This is a genomic window from Streptomyces sp. NPDC017979, from assembly GCF_044328175.1.
Classification (GTDB): domain Bacteria; phylum Actinomycetota; class Actinomycetes; order Streptomycetales; family Streptomycetaceae; genus Streptomyces.
Genome location: NZ_JBIRGU010000005.1, coordinates 531,228 through 554,662, shown reverse-complemented (window position 1 = coordinate 554,662; position 23,435 = coordinate 531,228). Strand labels below are relative to the sequence as shown.

Sequence of the window (23,435 nt, the reverse complement as noted above, 5' to 3'; positions counted from 1 at the left end):
TCTAGAACACTGTACTAGAAGGTGTCGCCGCGGCTTCCGATACGGGCTCTACGGCGGAGCCCGGCGCGGAGTCCTCCTCGTACGCGTACTGGCGCGACTGCACCAGGTACATCCGGCGGAACGTGCCCTGCGGCCCCAGCGCCATCAGGTCCGCGAAGGAGCCGTTCTCCACGACCCGGCCGCCCTCCATCACGTAGATCTCGTCGGCGTGCCGGACGCTGTGCAGCCGGTGGGTGATGAGCACCACCGTCTGGCCCTCCGCCGCCAGGGCCCGGATCTGGTCGAAGATGCGCTGCTCCGCCTCCGCGTCCAGCGCGCTTGTCGGCTCGTCCACGACCATGATCCGGGCGTCGCGGTGGCGGGCCCGGGCGATGCCGAGGCGCTGCCACTGGCCGCCGGAGATCTGGTGGCCGCCGCGGTAGCCGCGGGCCAGCAGGGTGTCCCAGCCGCGGGGCAGCGAGGCCACGGTCTCGTCCGCCCCCGCGTACGCCGCCGCCGCGTCGAGCAGCCCGTCGTCGCAGGGCGCGTCGGGGCGGCCGATGGCGACGTTCACCCGGGCGGTGAACGGCCAGCGGAAGAAGTCCTGCGCCACCACCGCGACCCGGTCGAACAACTCCGCCCGGTCCGCCTCCGCCGCGTCCACGCCGTCCCACATCACCCGGCCCGAGTCGGGCGCGTACAGACCGCACAGCAGCTTCGCGAGGGTGGACTTGCCGCTGCCGTTGTTGCCGACGAGGGCGACGATGCGGCCGGTGGGAATGGTGACGTTCACGCCCTCCAGCGCCGGGGTGCCGTGGTCGCCGGGGTAGGTGAAGGTGACGTCCTCGAAGCGGACGGCGCGCACCTCGGCGGGGAGCGGCCGGCCCGTCGCCGGGATCAGCCGGCGGTCCGCCTCCGCGCAGAGCGTGCCCAGGTCGGAGACGAACAGGCTCTCCTCGTACAGGTAGTTCAGCTGGACGACGAGCGCGTCCAGGTTGGACGAGCCGGTGCGGATGGCGATGACCGCGGTGCCGGCGACCGCCAGGTCCATCGCCCCGGTCCACAGCAGCGCGCCGAGGGTGGCGTACGTGGCGGCGGTGGCGAGCCCGGTCCAGCCGGCGGCGATCAGTCCGGTGCGGGCGGCGAGGCGGGCCAGCCGGGTCTGCTCCCGCTCGCCCGTCTCCGCCATCATCCGGAAGTGCTTCAGCAGGAACGGGCCGATGTTGTGGACCCGCACCTCCGGCGCCGCCTGGGCGTCGATGAGGAGCCGGCCGAGGAGTTGGCCGGCGCGCGCGTGCTGCACCCAGGTGTGGAAGGAGACGTAGCGGCGGCGGGCGATCGTCAGCGAACTCCACGCGCTGGGCAGCGTCATCAGCGCGAGCAGCGGCAGCAGCGCCGGGTGCAGGATCGTGAGCACCCCGGCCGCCGCGACCAGCGAGATGCCGGCGTTCACCACCGACGTGCAGAAGCGGATCATCCGACGGGCCGACTCCGCGCCCCACTGCGCGGAGTCCAGCAGCTTGTGGAACTGCTCGTCCTCCACCGCCGCCAACTCGACGCGGGCGACCCGCTCCAAGTACTCCTCGGTCGCCACCCGGAACACCTTGGGCTCCAGCCGGCCCGTCCCGGCCGTGGAGACGGACCGCAGCAGCGCGCCGACGAGCGCGGCGAAGGCGACGACGACCAGCGCGGGCAGCGCCGCGCGCAGCCGGTCCCCGGTCGGGCCGCCGGCCAGCAGGTGGACGAGCACCGCGTTGACCGCGACGAGGCCGACGGCCTGCGCGATGCCACTGCCCACCTCCGCGCCGGCGACCTGGCGCAGGGCGCGCGGGTCGGCGCGGTGGGAGAGCCGGACGGTGAGGGCGACGAGCCCGGGCAGCCGGGCGACCATCGCCCGCAGGCCGAGCGCGAGGAACGAGCCGTCGTGGGTGCTCCAGCCCGCCTCGTAGCGCAGGGGGCCGCCGAAGAGCAGCCGCTCCGACTCCGAGACCTCCTCCGCGGGCCCCTCCGCCCCCGGGGACTCCCCCGGCTGCTTCGGCTTCTCCCGGTCGGTCGTTCCCCGGGCTTCCTCTCCGGGTTTCTTCAGGGGCTCCTCGCCCGCGCCCCCTAAGTCCTTTAAGTCCTTCGGGTCCTTCGGGTCCTTTAAGTTCTTCGTGGTCCGTGTAGCTCCGGTGTTCCGGTGAGTCATCCGAGCCACCCCGTCTCGCTAGTGCGTACGCCCCGCAGGTGCCACCCTGCTCGCCCGCCGGAAGCCGTACGGGAGAAAAGGGCGTTTCCGCCCGGGGACGGGGCAGGGTGTGCGATGGGGAACGGGGCGCGGGCGCACGGCGCCTCGTGAGGTGCTCAGCGCACCATCCGCACCGGGCCCGTCTCCCACGACGTGCGTCGCACCAGCAACACCGCGACGTCGTCGTACCCGGGGTGCGTCGAGCCGTTCGCCGCCCGGCCGCTCGACACCAGGCCGTCCGCCAACGCCTCCAGGTCGCCCTGGCGGTCGGTGCTGCCGTGCTGCGGCCGGGTCATCCACTGCGACAGCTCGGCCGACACCGCGGCCACGGCCTCGTCGTACGGCCGGTCCGGGGTGTCCACCAGGCCGTCCGTGTACAGCAGCAGGGCGGCGCCCGGCTGGAGCTGCCCGTGGTAGACGGGGTACCGGTCGGCGGGCGCGTAGCCGAGCGGCAGCGCGCCGGGGGTCGGCAACTCGTGCACGGTGCCGTCCGGTTCGGCCTGGAGCGGGCTCGGGTGGCCGGCGCGGACGACCTGGAGGTGGCCGGCGCGCGGGGAGACGTCGACGATGCAGCAGGTCGCGAAGCGGTCCGTGTCCAGGCCCCACAGGGTGTGGTTGCCGCGGGCCATCAGGTGCTCGGCCCGGTAGCCGTCGTACGCGTGCGCCCGCAGCGCCGTGCGGAGCTGCCCCATCACGCCGGCCGCCTGCGCGCTGTGGCCCTCGACGTCGCCGATGACCAGCGACGCGCCGCCGTCCTCGCGCGGCAGCAGGTCGAACCAGTCGCCGCCGACCTGCATGCCCTCGGCGGCCGGCAGGTAGCGGGCGGCGATCTCGAAGCCGGGGAGCCGGGGCAGCGCCCGCGGCATCATCAGCTCCTGGAGGTCGGTCATCCGCCGGCGGAAGAGGTCCGAGAGCCGGGAGCGGGCCAGCGACTGGGTGAGGATGCCGGCGATCGCGGCGGTGATGATCTGGTCGTCGTGGGTGAACCGGCGCGGCCGGTCGTACGAGATCAGACAGGTGCCGACGGTGCCGTCCGCCGAGGCCAGCGGCAGGAAGACGAACGCGCCGTGGGAGTCGGTGGGCCGCAGCCGCGGGTCGGGGAAGCGCTCCAGGTACTCCTCGCGGGAGCCGAAGAAGAGCGGGTGGCCGGCGCGCAGCGCCTCCGACATGGGGTTGTTCGCCACCGTGCCGATCAGCCGCAGCCGGCTCAGGGTGCTCTCGGGGTAGCCGGCGGCGCCGGCGAGCAGTAGCCGGCCCTCCTGCTCGATGTGGATGGCGAGGGCGGTCGCGCCCAGCTCCGGCAGGACCGTCCCGGTCATGGTGTCGAGCACGTCCCGGGTGGAGAGCGCGGCGGCGAAGGAGTTGGTGACCTTGAGGACGAACTCCCGGCGGGCCTCGCGGCGCGACACCCGCTCGCGCTGTGCGGTGCAGTCCCAGACGACGCCGACCATCAGGGCGGGCTCGCCGTCGGGCGCGTACTCGATGCTCCCCTTGGACTCCAGCCAGCGGACCGAGCCGTCCGGCCAGACGACCCGGTGGACGGCGTGGTGCGCCCCCTCCCGCTTGCTGCGCTCGATGGTGACGAGGAGTTCGTCGAGGTCGTCGGGGTGGACGGCGCCGAGGAAGGTGGAGACGAGGGAGTCGAAGCGGTCGGGGTCGAAGCCGAAGAGGCGGATGGTGCGCTCGTCGGCGATGACGATGCCGGAGGGGATGTCCCACTCGAAGGAGCCGATGTCGCCGCTGGACATCGCCAGCTCCAGCCGGGTGCGACGGCTCTGGCTACGGCGCTGGACGTCGGCGGGGTCGACGGCGGCGGGATCGGCAACGGCGGAGGGATCAGCAACGTCCGTGGGGTCGGCGATGTCTTTGGGGCCGGCGATGCCTTTGGGGCCGGTCGGCGCATCGGCCTGCGCCCCGGTCGACGCGGCCGCTTCCGGTTCGAACGTCGTGGCGGCCCGCTCCGCGCCCTCCCGCATCAGCAGGTGCTCCAGCCGGTGCGCGCACACCTCCGTGACCATCGTCAGCAGCCGGTGGTCGTCGGGCGCCGGCGCTCCCGGCCGGTCGTACTGGACGACCAGCCCGCCCAGGCAGCGGTCGTCGACCAGCAGCGGCATCACCAGGAAGTGCACCTCCTCCTGGAGCCCGGCCAGGTCCGGATAGCGCTCGACCAGGTCGTCCGAGACGCCGTGCACGGGCCGCTGCTCGCGCACGGCGACGGCGAGCGGCAGCGAGGAGTCCGGGGCGATCGCCGGGAAGCGCCGGAGGACCTCCTCGTTGGTGCCGAGGTAGCCGGCGAGGCGGAGCCAGCCGTCCTCGTCGGCGACGAAGACGGAGCCGCCGTACGCGCCGGCGCCGGCGAGCCCCAGCTCCAGCACGGTGACCAGCAGGCTCTGCGGGTCCGGGCTGTTCAGCAGGCGGATGATGCCCTCGCGCACGCGATCCGCGTCGGTGCCGCTTCCGCTTCCGCCGTCGCTGCCGGCGCCCCTGCGTCCGCCGTCGCTGCCGACGTCCCCGGCTGCCATCGAGCACCTCCTCACGAGGCCGAAGGCCGAGGGCTGCGTGGAGCCCCCTCATCGACCAGTCTCCCCCGGGGACCGCCGTCCCCGCTCGTCCCCGCAGCCGGGCCCGGCAAGCAAAGAACCGCAAAAGCTGCTTTTATTGTGTTTAAAGGCGATATCAGACTTTTGACCCTCCTTTGTGGGCGGGGCAACCGGAACCCTGGGACTGACCCGCCCCCCAGAGGAAGCAGCCGGCCCGTGCACCCCACCCCCACCGCACTTCCCGAGGCCCGTCCGCTGGACACCGCGCTGGTCACGTCGCTGGTCGAGGACGCGACCCTGGCCCCGTCGATGCACAACGCCCAGCCCTGGAGCTTCGGCTTCACCCCCGCGACCCGCACCTTCCGGCTGCGGGCCGACCGCAGCCGGGCCATGCCGCAGTCCGACCCCGACGGCCGGGCCCTGCTCATCGGCTGCGCCGCGGCCGTCTTCAACCTGCGGGTGGCCGCCGTGCACGCCGGCTGGGACCCGGTCACCCGGCTGCTGCCCGACCCCGCGGACCCCGATCTGCTGGCCGAGGTGGAGTTGGTGCGCCGGCCCCCGGAGTCGTACGACGAACTCGCCGAGCTCCACCCCGCGCTCCGGCGCCGCCACACCAGCCGTGCGCCCTTCCGCGACGAGCGGATCGAGGACTCCCTCCTCGACGTGTTGCGCCGGGCCGCGCTCCTGGAGGGCGCCCGACTCGCCTTCCCCGACGCCTTCCACCGCAGGACCATCCTCGAACTCAGCAGCGAGGCGATGAACCGCGAACAGGCCGAGCCGGGACACCGCGAGGAGACGGCGCGCTGGACCGAGGGCCCGGGCCGGGAGGACGTCGGCGAGGAGGGCATCCCGCGGTACGCCTTCGGGCCGCGCAGCCGGTCGGGAGGCGCGCCGATGCGGGACTTCGAGTCACCGGACGACACGTACGTGCGCGAGTGGGCCGCCTTCGAGGAGTCGCCGCAACTCGCCCTGCTGGGAACGGCGTTCGACCACCCCGTGGACTGGCTGCGGGCGGGCCAGGCGATGGAGCGCGTGCTGCTGGAAGCGACGCTGGACGGCCTGGCGACGTCGGTCGCCTCGCAGGCGCTGGAGTGGAGCGACCTGCGGTGGGCGGTGCGCGACCCGGCCACCGCGATGGGGCACGTACACATGGTGATCCGACTGGGCTACGGGCCGCAGGGCCCGTCGACCCACCGTCGGCCGACGGGGGAGGTGCTGACCATCGGCTGACTGCCCGCGACCCCGAACCCCTCGGTCACGATGCGCGCAAAGCGCATGTAATGCGCAAAAGCCATGCGGGTGGAACCGTGGGAGCCATGTCATCCACGCCCAAAGGGGCCGAGCCGTCGATCGCGCGCCAGCAAGCCGACCTCCAGGACCGACTGCCCTTCTCCGACGCCCAGGACTTCGAGGACGCCGCACGGGGCCTGATCGCCCGCCGCACGCCGAACGTCGTCACCGGTGCCGACGGCTCCCCGGTCTGGGACGGCGACGGCTACGCCTTCCTCGTCGACGACGCCCCCGCCACGGTGAACCCGAGCCTGTGGCGAGAGTCGCAACTCGTCGTCCAGCAGGGCCTGTTCGAAGTCGTCGAAGGCATCTACCAGGTGCGCGGCTTCGACCTGTCGAACGTGACGTTCGTCGAGGGCGAGCGGGGCGTCGTCGTGATCGACCCCCTCATCTCGGTGGAGACCGCGGCGGCGGCCCTCGCCCTCTACCGCGAGCACCGCGGCGACCGCCCGGTGACCGGCGTCGTCTACACGCACTCGCACGTCGACCACTTCGGCGGGGTCAAGGGCGTCACGACGGCGGAGGATGTCGCGGCGGGCCGGGTGCCGGTGCTCGCACCGGAGGGCTTCTTGGAGCACGCGGTCTCCGAGAACGTCTACGCGGGCACCGCCATGGGCCGGCGCGCGGCGTACATGTACGGCGCTTCCCTCGCCCGCGGTCCGCGGGGCCAGGTCGGCGCCGGCCTCGGGCAGACGACGTCGACCGGCACCGTGACCCTCATCCCGCCGACGGTGGACGTCACCACGACCGGTCAGCAGGAGGTCATCGACGGGGTGCGCATGGTGTTCCAGATGGCGCCCGATTCCGAGGCGCCGGCGGAGATGCTCATCCACTTCCCCGACCACCGGGCGCTGTGCACCGCCGAGGACGCCACGCACACGCTGCACAACCTGCTGACCCTGCGCGGCGCGGTGGTGCGCGACCCGCACGGCTGGGCGGGCTACCTCACCGAGGCGATCGACCTCTTCGGCGAGGTGACGGACGTCGCCTTCGCGTCCCACCACTGGCCGACCTGGGGCCGGGACCGCGTCGTCGAGTTCCTGAGCGGCCAGCGCGACCTGTACGCGTACCTCCACGACCAGACCGTGCGCCTGATCAACAAGGGCTGGACGGGCACCGAGATCGCGGAGCACCTGCGGCTGCCGCCCGCGCTGGAGGACGCCTGGCACACCCACGGGTACTACGGCTCCGTCAGTCACAACATCAAGGCGATCTACCAGCGCTACATGGGCTGGTTCGACGGCAACCCGGCGCACCTGTGGCAGCACACCCCGGTCGAGGCCGGGAGGCGGTACGTCGAGTTCATGGGCGGCGCGGACGCGGTCGTCACCAAGGCCCGCGGCTCCTTCGACGCCGGCGACCTCCGCTGGGCGGCCGAGGTGCTGGGCCACGTCGTGTTCGCCCGGCCCGACCACGCCGGGGCGCGCGAGCTGCTCGCCGACACCTACGAACAGCTCGGCTACGGCGCCGAGAACGGCACCTGGCGCAACTTCTACCTGTCCGGTGCGGCGGAACTGCGCGACGGGCAGTTCGGCACCCCGACGGTCGCGGCGTCGGCCGACATCGTCGCCAACCTCAGCCTGCCGAAGCTCTTCGACGCTCTCGCCGTGCAGATCGACGGGCCGAAGGCGTGGGACGAGCACTTCACCATCGACGTCCGACTCACCGACGCGGCCCCCGGCACCGACGCCCGGTACCGCCTCCGCCTCGCCAACGGCGCGCTCACCCACACCGCCGCGCCCCGGCGCGGCGCCGCCGACGTCACCCTGACGACCACCGCGAAGGCCCTCCCCGCCCTGGTCGCCGGCCCGTTGACGCCGGACCGCCTGGACGCCGCCGGCATCCAGATCGACGGCGACCGCTCCGTCCTCGCCACCCTCGCCTCGCTCCTCGACCCGGGCGACCCGAACTTCCCGATCGTCACCCCATGACCGCGGCGATGCGCCTGCGCCCGCGGTTTCCCCCTGCCAGCCGAGCAACGCCGCCACCCGCGCCCCCGGTGACGGGTTGCTGGCGCAGCCCCCCGCGCCCCTGTGACGTGCGGGTACGGGGGACCCCCAGCGCCCATAGTGCTGTGACCGGAAAGGTTCACCGGCTCGTGGCGCCCGGCACGGCACTCCCCCTGTGCCCTGCGGGCACGGTGGTGCCCCCACGCTGCGTTGTCGCATCACCCGAGTACGTCCAGTACGCGGGAGATCCTCCGCCTTGCGTAGACGGCGCCACCGTTGCCCCGCGGGAGCGTTGGTCCCTGCGGGTACGTCGTGGTTGTTCGCGCAGTTCCCCGCGCCCCTGTTTCGCTTCCCGCGCCATTCGCCTGCTGGTTGGAGGACGGGGTTTTAGGGGCGCTGGGGGTACCACCACGCCCTTCGGGCGTAGGTGGGGGGTCCCCCGTGCCCGCAGGGCACAGGGGGAGGAACTGCGCGACCAGCCCACCACGGGGCGGTAGAGACCAACCCGACCGCAGAACAACAACGCAGGTGTCCAGGGGCGCGGGGGGCTGCGCTAGCAACCCACCACCGGGCCGCGGAGACCAACGCGACCGCAGTACGACGGCGGAACCGGCACCCGCTTCCGGAGCGCCCGCGCATTCGGAGCGCCCGCGCGCTCACTTCGCGTCCGCGTAGCACCGGACAACCGCCGTCGTCAGCGGAAACCGCACCGGGGTGTCGCCGAAGGCGACCCGGCCCGCCAGCTCCGCCGCTTCCGCGATCGCGCGGGTCACCGCGTCCGCCTCGTCCGCCGGGCAGTGCACGATGACCTCGTCGTGTTGGAAGAAGACCAGCTCGGCCCGCATCGACGCGGTCGCGCTGCGCAGCGCGGCGAGGAGCAGCAGGGCCCAGTCCGCCGCGCTGCCCTGGACGACGAAGTTGCGGGTGAAGCGGCCCCGCGCCCGCGCGTTCGTCGAGGCGTAACCGGGGACGAAGCCACCATCCGAGACTCCGGCGCCCGCTCCCCCGCCCGCGTCGTCCGGCGCCTCCTGCGGGAGGCCCGCCTCGCCGTCGTCGTCCCCCGCCCCCGCCGCCGGCGGGCTCGTCCGGCCCAGCCAGGTGCGCACCAGGCGGCCTTCCTCGCCGGCGCGGGCCGCGTCGTCCACGTACGCCACCGCCGCGGGGAAGCGCCGCCGCAGCGCCGCCAGGTTCTTCAGGCCGTCGCCGGACGTCTGGCCGTAGACCGCGCCGAGCAGCGCCAGCTTCGCCTGCTCGCGGTCGCCGGAGAACGCCCGGTCGGACAGGGTCGCGTACAGGTCCCCGGGGTGCCCGGCGACCTCCATCAGGCCCCGGTCGCGGGAGATCGCCGCCAGCACCCGGGGCTCCATCTGGTCCACGTCGGCGACCACCAGCCGCCAGCCCTCGTCGGCGACGACCGCGCGCCGGATCACCTTGGGGATCTGGAGCGCCCCGCCGCCGTTCGTCGTCCAGCGGCCGGAGACCGTGCCGCCGGGGAGGTACTCCGGGCGGAACCGGCCGTCGCGCACCCAGTCCTGCAACCAGCTCCAGCCGTGCGCCACCCAGATCCGGTACAGCTTCTTGTACGCGATCAGCGGGGCCACCGCGGGGTGGTCGACCTCCTCCAGCTCCCACCGCCTGGTCGACCGCACCCGGACGCCCGCCGCCGCGAACGCCTTCACCACCTCCGCCGGCAGGTCCGGCCGCACCCGCCGCCCGAACGCCGCCGACACCTCTTCCGCCAGCTCCGCCAGGCGCCGCGGCTCGCCGCCGCCCGCGTACCGCTCGCCCAACAGCTCCTCCAGCACGCCGCGGTGCACGTCCGCGCGCCACGGCAGCCCCGCGCGGTGCAGCTCCGCGGCCACCAGCATCCCGGCCGACTCGGCGGCCGTCAGCAGCCGCATCCGCCCGGGGTGCTCGGCGGCACCGTGTCTTCGCTGCTGCTCCGCGTACACCTCAAGCAGCGACTCCAGCGACACGGCCACCCGCTCCGGCTCGAAGAGCGAGGACTGTGCGCCGGGCTCGGCGGCCCGCTGCGGCGGGTCGGGCGGCACCGGCTGGCGGTGCAGCCTCGCGAACGCCGCCGCGGCCGAGCGCGGCTCCCCGAGCCGGCCCTCGTGCCCCAGCAACAGCGCCTCCGCCGCCTCGACGTCGTAACACCGCTCGACGCGGACGCCGGCCGCCAGCAGCCGGGGATAGACCTCGGCCGTCGACCGCCACACCCAGCGGCCGACCTCGGGGCGCGAGCGCACCGCGTGCGCGAGGTCGGGCTCCTCGACGACGGGGCCCGCGGGCAGCCCGTCGGGGCGGAGGGGGGCGAGCCGTGCCCCGCCCCCCTCCACCGCCGCCACGGCCCACCGTTCAGCCATGCGCCGAGTCTCGCACCCGGGTCTGACAACGCCCGGTACGAAGCCTTCTCAGGGCAGTTCGCGCACCACCCGGGCCGGGTTACCCACCGCCAGCACCCCCGCCGGCAGGTCCTTCACCACCACCGACCCGGCGCCCACGACCGTGTTCGCCCCGATCGTCACGCCCGGGCAGACGACGACCCCGCTGCCGAGCCAGACGTTGTCCCCGATCGTGATCGGCTCGCCCCGCTCCCAGCCCTCCCGCCGCCGCTCGTGGTGCAGCTCGTGGTTGGGCGTCACCAACTGCACGTTGGGCCCGATCTGGACGTCCGAGCCGATGGTGATCGGCGCGGCGTCCAGGAAGACCGCGTTCACGTTCACGAAGACGTTGTCGCCCATGGTGATGTACGTGCCGTAGTCGCACTCGAACGGCGGCCGGATCCGCACGTTCTCGCCCACCGAGCCGAACAGCTCCTTGAGGATCGCCGCCCGCTCCTCGCGCGACCCCCAGGGGATCGCGTTGTACCGGGCGCACAGTTCGGCGCGGCGCTTGATGTCCTCGATGAGATCCGGATCGCCGGGCAGGTACCAGTCGCCCGCCAGCATCCGGTCCTTGTGCTCGCCCACCTTGCAGCCTCCTGCTCTCTGCGGCCCCCGTCGACCCGCTTAGGATCACCTCCTGCCAGTGGACGGATCCAGGGGGTTTCCATGACGTATGCGAACGGCACCGCGCGAAGAATCGCCGCTCTCACCACGCTTCCTCTCGCCTTCGCCCTGGTCAGCGGCTGTAGCACCGAAGCCGAGCCGTCGGGCAAGGCCGCCCCTTCCACCTCATCGGGCACGGGATCCGCTTCCTCGGGCACGGGACCCGCCGCCGCGACCGGCCCCGCCCAAACCGTGGGCGCCAAGGGCAGCCCCTGCCCCCTCCCCGTGGCCCTCGACGCCCCCGCCGACTGGAAGGTGGCGCCCGTCAAGCTGGAGGGCGACGCCGGGGCGGCGATCGGCGTCCAGGGCACGGTCACCCTGGCCTGCGAACTCGACGCCCGTCCCAGCGGCGCCACCGGCTTCCTGCGGGTGTGGACCGGCTCGCTGCCGGGCGAGAACCCGCGCGCCGCCCTGGAAGCCTTCGTCACCGACGTCCCCGACGAGAAGCGCGAGCAGGTCGTCTACCGTGAGGTGAAGGCCGGCGCCCTGCCGGCCGTCGAAGTGACCTACCTCGGCACCAGCGCCGTCACCGAGGAGACCGAGAAGGAACGCGCGCTCGCGGTCGGCACGCCCAGTGGCGTCGTCGTCATCGTCGTGGACGCCATGGACGACGCGGAGCACGACGCCGTGCTCCCCGCGTACGAGCGCGCGAAGCAGTCCGTACGCACCCCCTGACCCGCCCGTACCGTACGCACCCCCTGGCACCCATGAACCAGCAGACCCCACCGCCCTCCGCCGTCGACGCGGCCTTCGCGTCCGCGCTGTACGCCCGCGCCCCGCGCAGGGGCGTCGACGCGGCGCTCGACTCGGCGGCCTCCCTCCTCGCCGCCGTCCCCGCCGGCGACGCGGCCGACGCCGAGCTGACCCGCCGCGGCGAGGGCTTCCTGCGCGGCGCCTGGGAGCGCGGCTGGCAGCCCGCCGACGTCGTCCGGCTCGTCCGGCGCGACCTCGAAGACCACCACGTCCGCACCGTCGCCGCCCTCATCAGGTCCGAGGCGGACCGCTACCCGCCCGCGGCGCTCCCCGCCCGCTGGGCGGCCCAGCTCGCGGAGCTGGCGCCGGAGTCGGTGCCGCCGTGGCGGGCGCCCGACCGCTTCTCGTACGCCACGGCCGTACTGGAGCTGTACCGGCTGCTGCTGCACCTGCCGACGATCGAACCCGTCGGCCCGGTCCCCGGCGAATCCCCGGCCGCCGCCCCGCGCGGGCCGCTCCCGGCGGGCGAGAGCCGCACCCTGACCCGGATACGCGCGCTGCTCGCCAAGGCGGAGGCCACCGACTACCCCGAGGAGGCCGAGGCGCTGAGCGCGAAGGCGCAGGAGCTCGCGGCCCGGCACAGCGTCGACCCCGAGGCCCTCACCGCGCAGTCCGCGTCCGCGGCCGGGCCCGCCGCCTGCCGCATCGGCGTCGACGCGCCGTACGAGACGGCGAAGGCGATCCTGCTCGACGCCGTCGCGGAGGCCAACCGCTGCCGGGCGGTGTGGAGCGAGGACTTCGGCTTCTCGACGGTCGTCGGCTTCGCGTCCGACCTGGACGCCGTCGAGGTGCTCTACACCTCGCTCCTGGTCCAGGGCAACGCGGCGATGACCCGGGCCGAGGCCGCCCAGCGCGCCGGCGGCCGCAAGCGCACCAAGACGTTCCGGCAATCCTTCCTCACCGCCTACGCCGCCCGCGTCGGCGAGCGGCTGACCTCCGCCGCGGCGTCCGTCGCCGCCCCGGACGACCTGCTGCCCGTGCTCGCCACCCGCGAGGTCGCGGTGGCCGCCACGACCGAGGCGATGTTCCCGCGCACCACCTCGACCCGGGTGCGCGGCGTCAACGACGAGGCCGGCTGGACCGAGGGCCGCGCAGCGGCCGACGGCGCCCGCGTCGGCCCCGATCGGCCACCCCTGCGGTAGGCGTGCGCCGGGCCGGGCCGTGTCCGCGACGTCCTTGTGCGTGTGGACGGGGCCGCCGTTTCCCTGCGGGGTGCGTTGGTCTCCGCGGCCCGGTGGTGGGCTTGTCGCGCAGTTCCTCCCCCTGTGCCCTGCGGGCACGGGGGCACCCCCACCTATGCCCGAAGGGCGTGGTGGTACCCCAGCGCCCCAAACCCCCTCGCCGTAGCACTTGAGGAGCGTTGGTCTCTGCGGCCCGGTGGTGGGCTTGTCGCGCAGTATCCCCGCGCCCCTCATTGCCTCGCCCTGCGGGCGTAGGCATGGCCCTGGGCCCGCACGCCCGCAGGGCGTGGGGTTTTTCAGGGGCGCGGGGATACTGCGCGAGAACCACCCACGGTCCGCAGCGATCAGCGCACCCCGCAGGGAAACGGCGGGAAAGGAGCGCTGGGGTCCCCCCCCATGCCCTCAGGGCACAGGGGGAGGTACTGCGCGAGCAACCACCACCGGGCCGCGGAGACCAACGCTCCCACAGGGAAACGGCGGCCCCGTCCACACGCACAGGCAAGCGCACACCGCGGACACGGCCAAGGGCCGCCCGTGGTCGCGCTGGTACGATCGGCGTATGAGTTCCGTCATCCACAACTGGTACGCCACGCGCACCCGATCGACGTCCTGACCCGTCGTGCCGGCCGTGCCGGCATCGGGGTCCACGTCCACCGTTCGCCTCTGGATGACGAGGATCTTCACCATGCGCGCAGAATCGCGCCCCACTTTCGTTTTCGTACACGGCGGTTCCAGCAACGCCCGGGCCTGGGGCCCGTTGCAGAACGAACTGGCCCTGCTCGGACACCGTTCGTACGCCGTCGACCTGCCCGGTCACGGTGACCGCGCCGACAGCCCCGCCGCCTACTACCGGCAGCCGCAGGACGCCGCGGAGTTGGCCGCCGCCCCCTCCCCGATGGACGGGGTCACGCTCCAGGACAACGTCCGCCACGTCGTGGCCGCCGTGCGCCGGCTCGCCGAGCACGGGCCGGTCGTCCTGGTCGGCAACAGCCTCGGCGGCCTGACCGTCAGCGCCGTCGCCAACGCCGTGCCCGACCTGCTCCACCGCGTCGTGTACCTCTCCGCGCTGTGCTTCAGCGACCCGGCCATGCTCACCGAGCCGTGGGACGTGGTGGACGAGAACCTGCTGGACGCGGCGGCGGCGCGGATCACCGTGCCGAGCCCGCCGGACGCGCCGGACCCCGCCGTGGCCCGGCTGAACTGGCGCAGCGCCCACGCCGACCCGGAGCTCTTCGCCCAGTTGAAGACCGCCATCATGGCCGACGCCACCGACGGCCAGTTCCGGGTGCTGCTGGACTCCATGGACCCGGACGAGAACTACTCGGTGCTGGAGCCGGGGGTCGTGGTGCGGGCCGACGGGTGGGGCCGCGTCCCGCACACGTACGTCCGACTGTCCGAGGACCGCAGCATCACCCCGGCCGTGCAGGACTACCTGATCCGCAAGGCGGACGAGCTGACCCCGGACAACCCGTTCGACGTGCACACCCTGGACGCGTCGCACGTGGGCTACTTCAGCCGGCCGCAGCCCTTCGCCGACCTGTTGACGCGCCTGGTCTAGGTCGTGCCCGCCGGTGCCCCCGAGCCACGGGGGCGCCGGTCACCCCGGGGCGATGCGGCTGAGGTGCTCCCAGGACCGGTACGCGTCCGTCTGCGCCCGACCCATCTCCATGACGTGGTCGAAGGACTGGCTGCCGACGATCAACCGCCGGGGCGGGTCCGGCAGGGCGGCCAGTTCCATGACGACCGGCGCGGCGGTGGCCGGCTCCGGGGCCACCGCGTCGCCCCACATCGCCTCCATCTGCGTCCGCAGCGCCGCGTACTCCGGCAGCGGGTCCGTGTTCGTGGTGCCGGTGGTGAACAGGCCGGTGTTGTAGCCGCCCATCTGCACGACGGTGACCTTGACGCCGTACCCCTCGGCCTCCATCGCCAGGGCCTCGCTGACGGAGTCCAGCGCGGCCTTCCCCGCGCAGTAGAAGCCGACGGTGGCCATGCCGCCGCCGCTGCCCATCGAGGTGACCTGGAGGAGCCGTCCCCCGCCCCGGGCGCGCAGGTGCGGGAGGACCGCCTGGGCCACCCACACGGCGCCGAAGAAGTTCACGTCCAGGTGGGCCCGGATCTGCTCCTCCGTGGCCTCCTCCACCATGCCGTAGAGCATTCCGCCGGCGTTGTTGACGACCACGTCGAGCCCGCCGAACGCGGCTGCCGCCCGCTCCACCCCGTCGAACACGGCGCTGCGGTCCGCGACGTCGAGTTCGAGCGGGACGAGCAGGCCGGGGTGCCGATCGGCGAGTTCCTTCAAGGGCTCGACGTGGCGGGCGGCGGCCACCACCCGGTCGCCGCCCGCCAGGGCGGCCTCGGCGAATGCCCTGCCCAGGCCGCGGGACGCGCCGGTGATGAACCAGACCTTCGACTCCGACATCGCGCCTCACCTCTCACTTTCGGCCACCACGGGCCGACTAGGTAAACGAGACGCTGCGTCTCGATTCATGGGAAGCCTAAGGCATCGTCGGGGATTTGCGAAACGGTGCGTCTCGTTTTCCTTCGGCTAGGGTGAGCGCATGTCCAACGAGAAGGGGCCGGACCACTCCCGGCGCAGGGAGCGTTCCCGGCAGGCGATCCTCGCGGCCACCCGCGCCCTGGTCGCCGAGGAGCCGTACGAGAAGGTCACGGTGGAGGCCATCGCCGCCCGCGCCGGCGTCGGCAAGCAGACGATCTACCGGCGGTGGCCGTCCAAGAGCGCGGTCGTGTTCGCCGCCCTCCTGGCGCTGAGCGAGGGCGCGGACGCCGGGTCCTTCGCGCTGCCGGACACGGGCGACGTCGAAGCCGACCTCAAGCTCGTCCTGCGCGCCACCGTCGAGGAGTTCGCCGACCCCTCCTTCGACAAGCTGATCCGGGCCCTCACCACCGAGGTCGCGGCCGACGCCGAACTGGCGGCCGAGTACCGCGAGAAGCTGGCCCGACCGCTGGAGGAGGCGAAGAAGGCGCGCCTGCGCAGCGCCCAGGAAGCCGGCCAACTCCGCCCCGACGCCGACCTCGACCTCGCCCTGGAAGTGCTCTACGCGCCCCTCTTCCAACGGTGGCTGCACCGCAGCGGCCCGCTGACGCCCGCGTACGCCGACTCCCTCGTCGACGCGACCCTGCGGGCCTTCGGCCCCTGAAGCGGCCGCCGAAGCGCGGTTCGCAGGACCGGCCGGGAACTCCTCAGCGTTACGGTACGACCACTGTAGGGACGGACGAGGACGTACGGTTCCCAGGAGGTCGACGGTGCCCCACCCCCAAGGCCAAACCGAGATCCAGGACCACGAAGGGGTCCAGGACCACGAAGAGGCTCAGGACCCGCAAGAGGCCCAGGCTCCGCCCGAGTGGTACGCGGACGACGCGCTCTGGGTGGACTTCGCGCCCACCATGTTCTCCCCCGCCCGGGCCGACTCCGTCGCCGCGCTCGTCGCCGACTCCGCCCTGCTCGACTTCCCGCCCGGCTCGCGCGTCCTCGACCTGTGCTGCGGGCCCGGCCTCTTCGTCGTCCCGCTCGCCCGCCGCGGCCACCGCGTCACCGGCGTCGACCTGAGCGAACCCATGCTGGCCCGGGCCCGCACCGCCTGCGCCGACGCCGGCGTCAGCGCCGAACTGCTGCGCGCCGACATGCTCCACCACGTCCGCCCCGGCGCGTACGACGTCGTCCTCAACGTCTTCACGTCCTTCGGCTACTTCGCCGACCCCGCCGACAACCTCCAGGTCCTGCGCAACGCCCGGCGCAGCCTCGCGCCCGGCGGCCGACTCGTCGTCGACGTCATGGGCAAGGAGGTGCTGGCCGGTTGGATCGGCCGCCCCCAGGTCGTCGACCTGCCCGACGGCTCGTACGTGGTCCAGCGCGACACCGTCCTCGACAGTTGGCGGCGGCTGCGCACCGACTGGACGCTGGTGCGCGGCGACAGCGCCCGCACCGCCTCCATCCACTCGTTCCTCTACAGCGCCGCCGAACTCCACGACCTCTTCCGCGCGGCCGGCTTCGACTCCGTGTCCACGTACGGGGACTTCGACGGCGGCCCCTACGACCAGCACTCGCGCCGCCTGGTCGTCGTGGGCCGCACGCCCGCCGCCTGACCCGTCCCGCCCCCTTCCCCCCACACACCCTTGCTTGAGGAGACCCCCCTCACCATGCCCTCACCCGTGAGACCCGAACTCGCCGCGGCGCGCGCCACCGTGCACGAGCACATCACCGACGCCCTGAAGGACCCCGCCTTCGTCCGCCTCGCCGACTCGGTCGTGCTCGCCCGCTTCGAGACGATGAAGGTGTACGCGGCGCTGGGCGCCGTGCGCACCCTGCTGGAGTCCGGCCGCGTCGTGCCGGGCCAGACCGTGGTCGACAGCTCCAGCGGCATCTACGCCCTCGCGCTCGCCATGGCCTGCCACCGCTACGGGCTGCACTGCCACATCGTCGCCTCCACCACCGTGGACGCCACCATGCGGGCCCAACTCGACGTGCTGGGCGCGACGGTGGAGCAGATGCCGCCCTCCCACGACCTGCGGCTCGACCAGGAGCGGCGGGTGCGCCGGGTGCGGGAGCTGCTGCGCAGCCGGCCCGACGTGCACTGGATGCGGCAGTACCACGACCCGGTCCACTACGCCGGCTACCGGGAGTTCGCCGAGTTGGCCAACGCCGCGCTGCCGCCCGGGCCGATCACCGTCGTCGGCGCGGTCGGCACCGGCTCCTCCACCGGCGGGCTGACCCGGGCGCTGCGCGCCGGCGGTCGGCAGGTGCGGCTGGTGGGCGTCCAGCCCTTCGGGAGCGTCACCTTCGGCAGCGAGCGGTTCAGCGACCCGGAGGCGATCATCGCCGGCATCGGCAGCTCCATCCCGTTCGGGAACGTACGGCACGAGCTGTACGACACCCTGCACTGGCTGGACTTCCGGCACGCCATGGCGGGCGCGGTGGAACTGCTGCGCGGGCACGCCGTCTTCGCGGGCCTGTCGACCGGCGCCGCGCACCTCGTCGCCCGCTGGGAGGCGGAGCAGGGCGCGACCGGGGCGACGCACCTGGTACTGGGCGCGGACACCGGACACCGGTACGCGGAACGGGTGTTCGCCCGGCACGCGGAGGCGCTGGATCCGCGGACCCTGCGCCCGCGGCGGATCGCGGACCTCGACGAGTTGGCGCCGCCGTGGGCGGTGATGGAGTGGGAGGCCCGCCCGGCGCCGCCCGCGGCGCGCGTACCGCTCGCCCCCGCACGTACGCCGGGCGCGGCAGACACGGCAGGCGCAACAGGCACTGTGAGCAGCAACAGCACTGTGAGCACCACCAGCACCAGGAGCGCCTGATGACGATCGTCGCCCTCGAAGCCCTCTCCTTTGGCCTGGACCGCCTCGCCCGCGCCGCGTCCGCGGCCGGCCACGGGTTCCACTTGTTCACCGGCGACCGCGCGGTGTACCGGCACGAGTTGACCACCGTCGACCCCGCCGCGCTCACCGTGGTGGACGTCGACACCGCGGACCTGGCCGCCGTGCGACGCGCGCTGGCCGCCGTGCCCGACCTCGCCGGGCTGGTCAACACCACTGACACGTGGAGCGTGCCGGCCGCCGACCTCGCCGCCGAGTTCGCACTGCCGGGCCCGGACCCGACCGCGGTCCGCGGGCTGCGGGACAAGTCCGTCGTACGCCGCAGGCTGCACGGCGCCGGCCTCAGCCGGGGCAGCGCGTCCGACGACCCCGCCGCCGTCGAACTGCCCGCGGTCATCAAGGACTCGGCCGGCACCTCGTCCCGCGCCGTGTGGATCGTGCACGACGAGACGGAGCGCAGCGCCGCGCTCGCCGCGGCGGCCACCACCGCGCTGAAGGGGACGCTGTTCGCCGAGCCGTTCCTCGCCGGCCCGCTGTACAGCGCGGAGACGCTGACGTGGCAGGGCGAGACGCGGCTCCTGGGCGTCGCGAGCCGGCAGACCTCCCGTACGCCGGCCGTACGGGAGGAGGGCGCGGCCTTCCCCGTCGCGCTGCCGCCGCAGGAGGGCGAGCGGATCGCGGACTGGGTGGCGCAGGTGCTGGCCGTCGCCGGCCACGACCAGGGCTTCGCGCACGTCGAGTTCGTCCTCACCGCGCACGGCCCCGAACTCGTCGAGGTCAACCGGCGCATCGGCGGCGCGCTGATCGGCGAGGCGCTGTGCCGCGCCTACGGGAACGCGGTGTACGAGGCGCTGGTGGACGTCACGCTCGGGGTGCGGCCCGCGCTCCTGGACGCCCCGGCGGCGGTCGGGCCCGCGGTCGCGTTCGTGCTCGTGTACGCGGACCGGCCCGGGGTCCTGACGGGGTGGCGGGGGCTGGAGGGCCTGGCGGCGTTCCCCGGCGACGTGGAGTGGTACCCGGTGCGGGCGGCCGGGGACTCCGTCCCCGCCGTCGACGACCAGCGCGGCTGCACCGGCATGGTGCTGGCGCAGGGGCCGACGGCGGAGTTGGCGCAGCACCGGGCGTGGAGCGCGGCGACGTCCGTACGCCCCCTGATGGCGCCCTGACCGCGCCGTGACCCGTCGTTTCACCTCGTCCCAACTTCTCCTGCTCGCGGCCTCGTTCCTCATCACCCTCGGCAGCTTCGCCGTGCTGCCGTACATGTCGGTGCTGCTGCACGAGCGCCTCGGGCTGGGGCTCGGCGCGGTCGGCGCGGTGCTGGCGATGGCGTCGCTGGTGCAGTTCGGCGGCGGCGTGGTGGGGGCGGCGCTGGCGCGCCGGATCGGGCTGCGGGCGACGATGCTGGTGGCGCTGGCGGTGCGCACGGCGGGCTTCGCGTGCTTCGTGCCCGGCCTCGGGCGGCCGTGGCTGGCGGTGGTGGCGCTGTTCCTGGTGTCGGCGGGCGCGGCGCTGTACCTGCCGGCGAACAAGGCGCACCTGGTGGCCGGGCGCCCGGCCGCCGAGCGTCCCCGGCTGCTGGCGGCGAGCGGATCCGCCTTCAACGCGGGCATCGCGCTGGGCCCACCGGCCGCCGCGCCCTTCGTACTCGGCGAGCCGGGGGTGCTCTTCGGCGCGGTCGCGGTGCTGTTCGCGCTGGTGGGCGTGGCACACCTGCTGCTGCCCGAGGTGCCGGACGAGCCGTCGGAGGCGACTCGCTCCGGCCCCGCCGGCTGGTCGGCGGGTGCGGTGCCCTTCGCGTACACGATCCTCGCCGTCTACGTCTTCATGTTCTTCCAGCACTACCTGGCGCTGTACGCGATCCCGCGCACCTCCGCCGGCTACTACGGCGTGGTGCTCATGGGGTACGCGCTGCTGCTGGTCGTCGTCCAACCGCTGCTCGCCGACTGGACGTCGAAGCTGCCGTACGCCCGCGCACTGCGGTGGGGCTTCGGCACGTTGGCACTCGGCCTGGCGACGATCGCGACGGGCGGCCACTGGGGCATCGCGGCGGGCGCGGTCCTGATCTGCCTCGCGGAGGCGGTCCTGTTCCTCCGCAACGACCTGGCGGCGCTTGAGCGTTCCCCTGACCCGCCCGCCACCGTCTTCGCCCGCCAACGCCTGGCGGCCGGCCTCGGCGCCAGCGCGGCGGCGCTGCTGGGCGGCCCCCTCTACGCCACCGCGGAACGCACCACCACCGCCTCCCACTTCTGGCTCCTCGCCGCCGCCCAGGCGGTGACCCTCCCCCTCCTCCTCGCCCTGGCCCTGGGATCGCGCCGCCCTCCACCGAAACCGACTCCCTACCCGGAAGCCAGCGCGCCCCGCCGGTAGCCGCGCCGCGCTGGCGCGTGCGTTGACCGCTGCCATCGACGCGGGGACGTACGGGACAGCCCTTGGCTGTCCCTCGCCAAATGCGAGACCATCATGACTGTGCCCGCCCCCGGACCGTTTGGCCTGAACCGGGCCCCGAACCGGCCCAGACCCTAGTGCATTCCAAACGCTCGGCGTGGGCCATCGATCTCTATAAAGTACGCATGACATGAGGCCGGAAGGTAGCGACGCCAGTCTTCGCCCGAGGCAACTCGCTGTCGGATATGTGTCGTCGTCAGCACATCGGGGCCTATGTCGTCGAAGACGTGCACACGTTCACCTCGCGCGAGCCAAAGTTCCGCCTTCACTCTTTCGAATTCATCCTTAGCTGTGAGGCAGATGATCCGATCTGCTGGATAGAAACCGGCGACGAGGTTCCAATCGAGGTCATGCCGAGGCGCTATGGAGATAATCACCTGACCGAGGAGGTTGTACTCTTCCAGCCCAAGCCGCATGAGGGTGGACCTCTCCCAGGGAGTGAAATGGTTGAGATGCGGCCGATAGGCATCCCGTGCATGCCGGCCGTATTCCCCCTCTGATTCCCAGCCGAAATGGGACGTCAGTACGACCACATGAGGCATGCGAAGGCGTGCGATGCTCATGTTGAGGACGGAGAAGTGGCCGACATGTGGAGGTTGAAAACGCCCCGTCCAGACGGCATGGCCTTTGGTCGACTCCATCAAATCACCTCGCGAACTTATGCTTCGCGGTCGATGAGATTATTGATGGTGGATTCCACAAGGTGAAGTGCGCTGCCGTTGGTTGAGAAGTTGTGGTCAGCGCCGGGGACGCTGTGGATACGTTCCTGCGAGATGCCGGGAAAGCCCATTCCTTGAGCATAGGGATCCTCTTCGGCTAGCCACAACGCCTGCACATTTTGGTTGTGGCGTTCCCAGGCGGCACCGCTTTCGTCTATGAAGTCCATTCGTAGCTCCAGGCCATGTCGGTATGTGCGTCCGGCGATCAGAATTTCGCTGACTTGGGCTGGTGAGAAGAATGCGCCGGATAGGTCTTCGAACCGACATAGCGGAGCTAAGCACCAGACGGCGTTGACGTTGCGCGACGCACTGGATGCTTGTAGAGCAGTTGCCCCACCCATTGAATGCCCGGCGACAACAAGTGAACCGACCCGGTTGGAGAGCCACCGGATAACCGTCTCGACAGACTCCACCTCCGTGTCGAAGGTTCTGAAAGTGGGTGTGGAGTCACCCGATCCCAACGGGTCGAGGCAGACCGTTTCGTACCCTTCCCATGCCCATGCACGGGCCATCCTGCTGTACAGGCCATACGGTCCGTGACGGGAACTCCCGAAGTAGCCGGGAACGACGACTATTCCACGGCTGCGAGGAACCCAACTCGGTCGGCTGCGGGTGATGGCGATGGAGCCGCTTCGTGAAGGCAACCGAGTGATCTGAACATCAGGCCAGGTGTGCTCGGGGAATGCGGGTGCAGCCGTCCACTGATCGCCGTTCCCTCGCCAGATTCGAAAGCTCCCATTGGGTAGGCCCAGGTAGCGGTATCGCATGTCGGTGGGCAGTATCCCATTAAGGAAATGCGAAATCATCAACACCGTTGAGTTGCTGCCGACGACCAACTTGCCAGGACAACGATTGCGTCCTTCGTTTTCCCACCATCTGAGAAGTCGACTTTCGGTCGAGGCCACTTCCTCGGCTCCGAGGATACGTAACTCGGACGCACTGATAACCCTGTTGCGAAAAAGATCAATCGAAGCGAAAGATTCAGGATGAGCAGCGCGAAGTTCCCAGTTGGATTTCCCTGCCGCGGCTCCTAAATCGATCGGAGATAAGGACATCTCGCCCTCGTAGGGTATTCGCAGCAGCTCGGCGAGTAATTTCGCAGACGTAATCGCCTGACTGGAAGGCGTTGCGACGACGGCGGTCGGCATATTGCCTATACCGGACATCAGTTGTTGCGCGAGTCGCAGTAGTTGCTTATGTCCTCGCGGAGAGATCTCATTCAAGTGAGAACTCCCGTGGACATCGGCTACGTTCTTGTCGGTCTCAACATGCCGGGCAAGGATGATCTGCCTGCTTGTGGCTGCCGCCATTGTCAGGAGATCGCAAGTGGACCGGCGTTAGCAAGGAGCCTCTCAGCCATGATGAGAGTCGTCAGGTAGTACTGCTGAATCCTCGGAAGGAAGGAGTCGGCAGTCACCTCCATCTCGAATTCTTCCCAAGAGGTGCCATTTGATTTCTCGTAGGTGCGCCCCAGGAGTGTCAGCGAGCTTTCGGAGCCGGTGAGCAATCGCATCCCGCTGTTGATGGGGAGCCACAAAAGGGCCGACACTTCTTCCGGTTCGGCCCTGTATTCGGATAGCGGGGTGTCGCTTTGGTAGAGAAACACTGATTGATATTCACGATTTCGCTGCCCGTTGCTTTGATCGGCCACTTCGACACGCTCGCCGAGAGGGTGCAGGTGTGACCGATTCACCTCGATGCCGAGTTCCTCGGTCACTTCTCGAAGCCCTGCCTCGACAGGTTCGCCGGCTTCCAGGTGTCCGGCTGCACTCACGTCGAGCAGTCCGGGAAAGTTCTTCATCGTGTCCGCGCGCTTCTGCAGAAGGACCTGTCCGCCCTTCTCGGCGGAAAGAACCCAGCAGTGAAATGTCCTGTGCCACTTTCCTTGCATGTGGGCCTCGATGCGGTCCATCTCTCCGAGATGACGCAAGTTGGCATCGTAGATGTCGATCTTCTCGGCCATGG

At 72.0% G+C, this 23,435-nt stretch carries 18 protein-coding genes; 10 read left to right on the top strand and 8 right to left on the bottom strand.

What is annotated here, in order from left to right; translation table 11 throughout:
* Position 1: 1 nt before the first annotated feature.
* Both ACH4E8_RS17975 and ACH4E8_RS17970 read right to left on the bottom strand, forming a co-directional pair.
* Positions 2-1,870: an ABC transporter ATP-binding protein gene (locus ACH4E8_RS17975; protein ID WP_398449233.1), complete on the bottom strand. Its 1,869-nt coding sequence runs from the start codon at positions 1,868-1,870 to the stop codon at positions 2-4.
* Between the two features lie 452 nt (positions 1,871-2,322).
* On the bottom strand, positions 2,323-4,728 hold the full coding sequence (locus tag ACH4E8_RS17970; RefSeq protein WP_398449163.1) for a SpoIIE family protein phosphatase: 2,406 nt from the start codon (positions 4,726-4,728) through the stop codon (positions 2,323-2,325).
* A gap of 234 nt (positions 4,729-4,962) precedes the next feature.
* Here ACH4E8_RS17970 and ACH4E8_RS17965 point away from each other — a divergent pair, with 234 nt between their 5' ends.
* Both ACH4E8_RS17965 and ACH4E8_RS17960 read left to right on the top strand, forming a co-directional pair.
* Positions 4,963-5,976 (top strand): Acg family FMN-binding oxidoreductase, encoded by a 1,014-nt coding sequence (locus tag ACH4E8_RS17965; protein ID WP_398449161.1) that lies wholly within the window; start codon positions 4,963-4,965, stop codon positions 5,974-5,976.
* Between the two features lie 86 nt (positions 5,977-6,062).
* Complete coding sequence (locus tag ACH4E8_RS17960; RefSeq protein WP_398449159.1) at positions 6,063-7,967, top strand: alkyl/aryl-sulfatase; 1,905 nt, start codon at positions 6,063-6,065, stop codon at positions 7,965-7,967.
* Positions 7,968-8,641: 674 nt separating this feature from the next.
* Here ACH4E8_RS17960 and ACH4E8_RS17955 read toward each other — a convergent pair.
* Both ACH4E8_RS17955 and ACH4E8_RS17950 read right to left on the bottom strand, forming a co-directional pair.
* A complete protein-coding gene (locus ACH4E8_RS17955; protein WP_398449157.1) occupies positions 8,642-10,351 on the bottom strand; it encodes a bifunctional 3'-5' exonuclease/DNA polymerase in 1,710 nt (569 codons plus the stop codon).
* 48 nt (positions 10,352-10,399) lie between these two features.
* Positions 10,400-10,957, bottom strand: coding sequence for a sugar O-acetyltransferase (locus ACH4E8_RS17950; RefSeq protein ID WP_398449155.1), 558 nt, complete (start codon positions 10,955-10,957; stop codon positions 10,400-10,402).
* Between the two features lie 81 nt (positions 10,958-11,038).
* Between ACH4E8_RS17950 and ACH4E8_RS17945 the strand changes: the two genes are divergently transcribed.
* From ACH4E8_RS17945 to ACH4E8_RS17935, 3 genes are all read left to right on the top strand, one after another.
* Entirely contained in the window at positions 11,039-11,710 is a 672-nt protein-coding gene (locus tag ACH4E8_RS17945; protein ID WP_398449153.1) for a lipoprotein, read from the top strand.
* 32 nt (positions 11,711-11,742) lie between these two features.
* Positions 11,743-12,930: a DUF2786 domain-containing protein gene (locus ACH4E8_RS17940; RefSeq protein ID WP_398449151.1), complete on the top strand. Its 1,188-nt coding sequence runs from the start codon at positions 11,743-11,745 to the stop codon at positions 12,928-12,930.
* A 724-nt stretch (positions 12,931-13,654) separates the two neighbouring features.
* The gene (locus ACH4E8_RS17935; protein WP_398449149.1) at positions 13,655-14,527 is read left to right on the top strand and encodes an alpha/beta hydrolase; all 873 of its coding nucleotides are present in this window, start codon (positions 13,655-13,657) and stop codon (positions 14,525-14,527) included.
* 39 nt (positions 14,528-14,566) lie between these two features.
* Here the strand turns inward: ACH4E8_RS17935 and ACH4E8_RS17930 are convergent, their stop codons facing one another.
* Positions 14,567-15,388, bottom strand: coding sequence for an SDR family NAD(P)-dependent oxidoreductase (locus tag ACH4E8_RS17930; RefSeq protein ID WP_398449147.1), 822 nt, complete (start codon positions 15,386-15,388; stop codon positions 14,567-14,569).
* Between the two features lie 139 nt (positions 15,389-15,527).
* On the opposite strand from ACH4E8_RS17930, the gene ACH4E8_RS17925 reads away from it, so the two are divergent.
* The 5 genes from ACH4E8_RS17925 (at position 15,528) to ACH4E8_RS17905 (ending at position 20,673) form a co-directional block, all read left to right on the top strand.
* A complete protein-coding gene (locus tag ACH4E8_RS17925; RefSeq protein ID WP_398449145.1) occupies positions 15,528-16,127 on the top strand; it encodes a TetR/AcrR family transcriptional regulator in 600 nt (199 codons plus the stop codon).
* Between the two features lie 247 nt (positions 16,128-16,374).
* Positions 16,375-17,073: a class I SAM-dependent methyltransferase gene (locus ACH4E8_RS17920; RefSeq protein WP_398449231.1), complete on the top strand. Its 699-nt coding sequence runs from the start codon at positions 16,375-16,377 to the stop codon at positions 17,071-17,073.
* Positions 17,074-17,127: 54 nt separating this feature from the next.
* Positions 17,128-18,288, top strand: coding sequence for a pyridoxal-phosphate dependent enzyme (locus ACH4E8_RS17915; protein ID WP_398449143.1), 1,161 nt, complete (start codon positions 17,128-17,130; stop codon positions 18,286-18,288).
* Positions 18,288-19,472 (top strand): ATP-grasp domain-containing protein, encoded by a 1,185-nt coding sequence (locus ACH4E8_RS17910; protein ID WP_398449141.1) that lies wholly within the window; start codon positions 18,288-18,290, stop codon positions 19,470-19,472. Before ACH4E8_RS17915 ends, ACH4E8_RS17910 begins: the two co-directional genes overlap by 1 nt.
* A 7-nt stretch (positions 19,473-19,479) precedes the next feature.
* Positions 19,480-20,673, top strand: a complete 1,194-nt coding sequence (locus ACH4E8_RS17905) for an MFS transporter (RefSeq protein WP_398449139.1) — start codon at positions 19,480-19,482, stop codon at positions 20,671-20,673.
* Between the two features lie 152 nt (positions 20,674-20,825).
* Here ACH4E8_RS17905 and ACH4E8_RS17900 read toward each other — a convergent pair whose 3' ends face one another.
* Genes ACH4E8_RS17900 through ACH4E8_RS17890 form a run of 3 tightly spaced genes read right to left on the bottom strand, consistent with a single transcriptional unit; the run spans position 20,826 to position 23,433 of the window.
* Positions 20,826-21,392 (bottom strand): hypothetical protein, encoded by a 567-nt coding sequence (locus ACH4E8_RS17900; RefSeq protein ID WP_398449138.1) that lies wholly within the window; start codon positions 21,390-21,392, stop codon positions 20,826-20,828.
* Between the two features lie 17 nt (positions 21,393-21,409).
* Positions 21,410-22,780: an alpha/beta fold hydrolase gene (locus tag ACH4E8_RS17895; protein WP_398449136.1), complete on the bottom strand. Its 1,371-nt coding sequence runs from the start codon at positions 22,778-22,780 to the stop codon at positions 21,410-21,412.
* A gap of 2 nt (positions 22,781-22,782) precedes the next feature.
* Positions 22,783-23,433 carry an NUDIX domain-containing protein gene (locus ACH4E8_RS17890; protein ID WP_398449134.1) on the bottom strand — a complete coding sequence of 217 codons (651 nt, stop codon included), beginning with the start codon at positions 23,431-23,433 and terminating at the stop codon, positions 22,783-22,785.
* Positions 23,434-23,435: the final 2 nt, after the last annotated feature.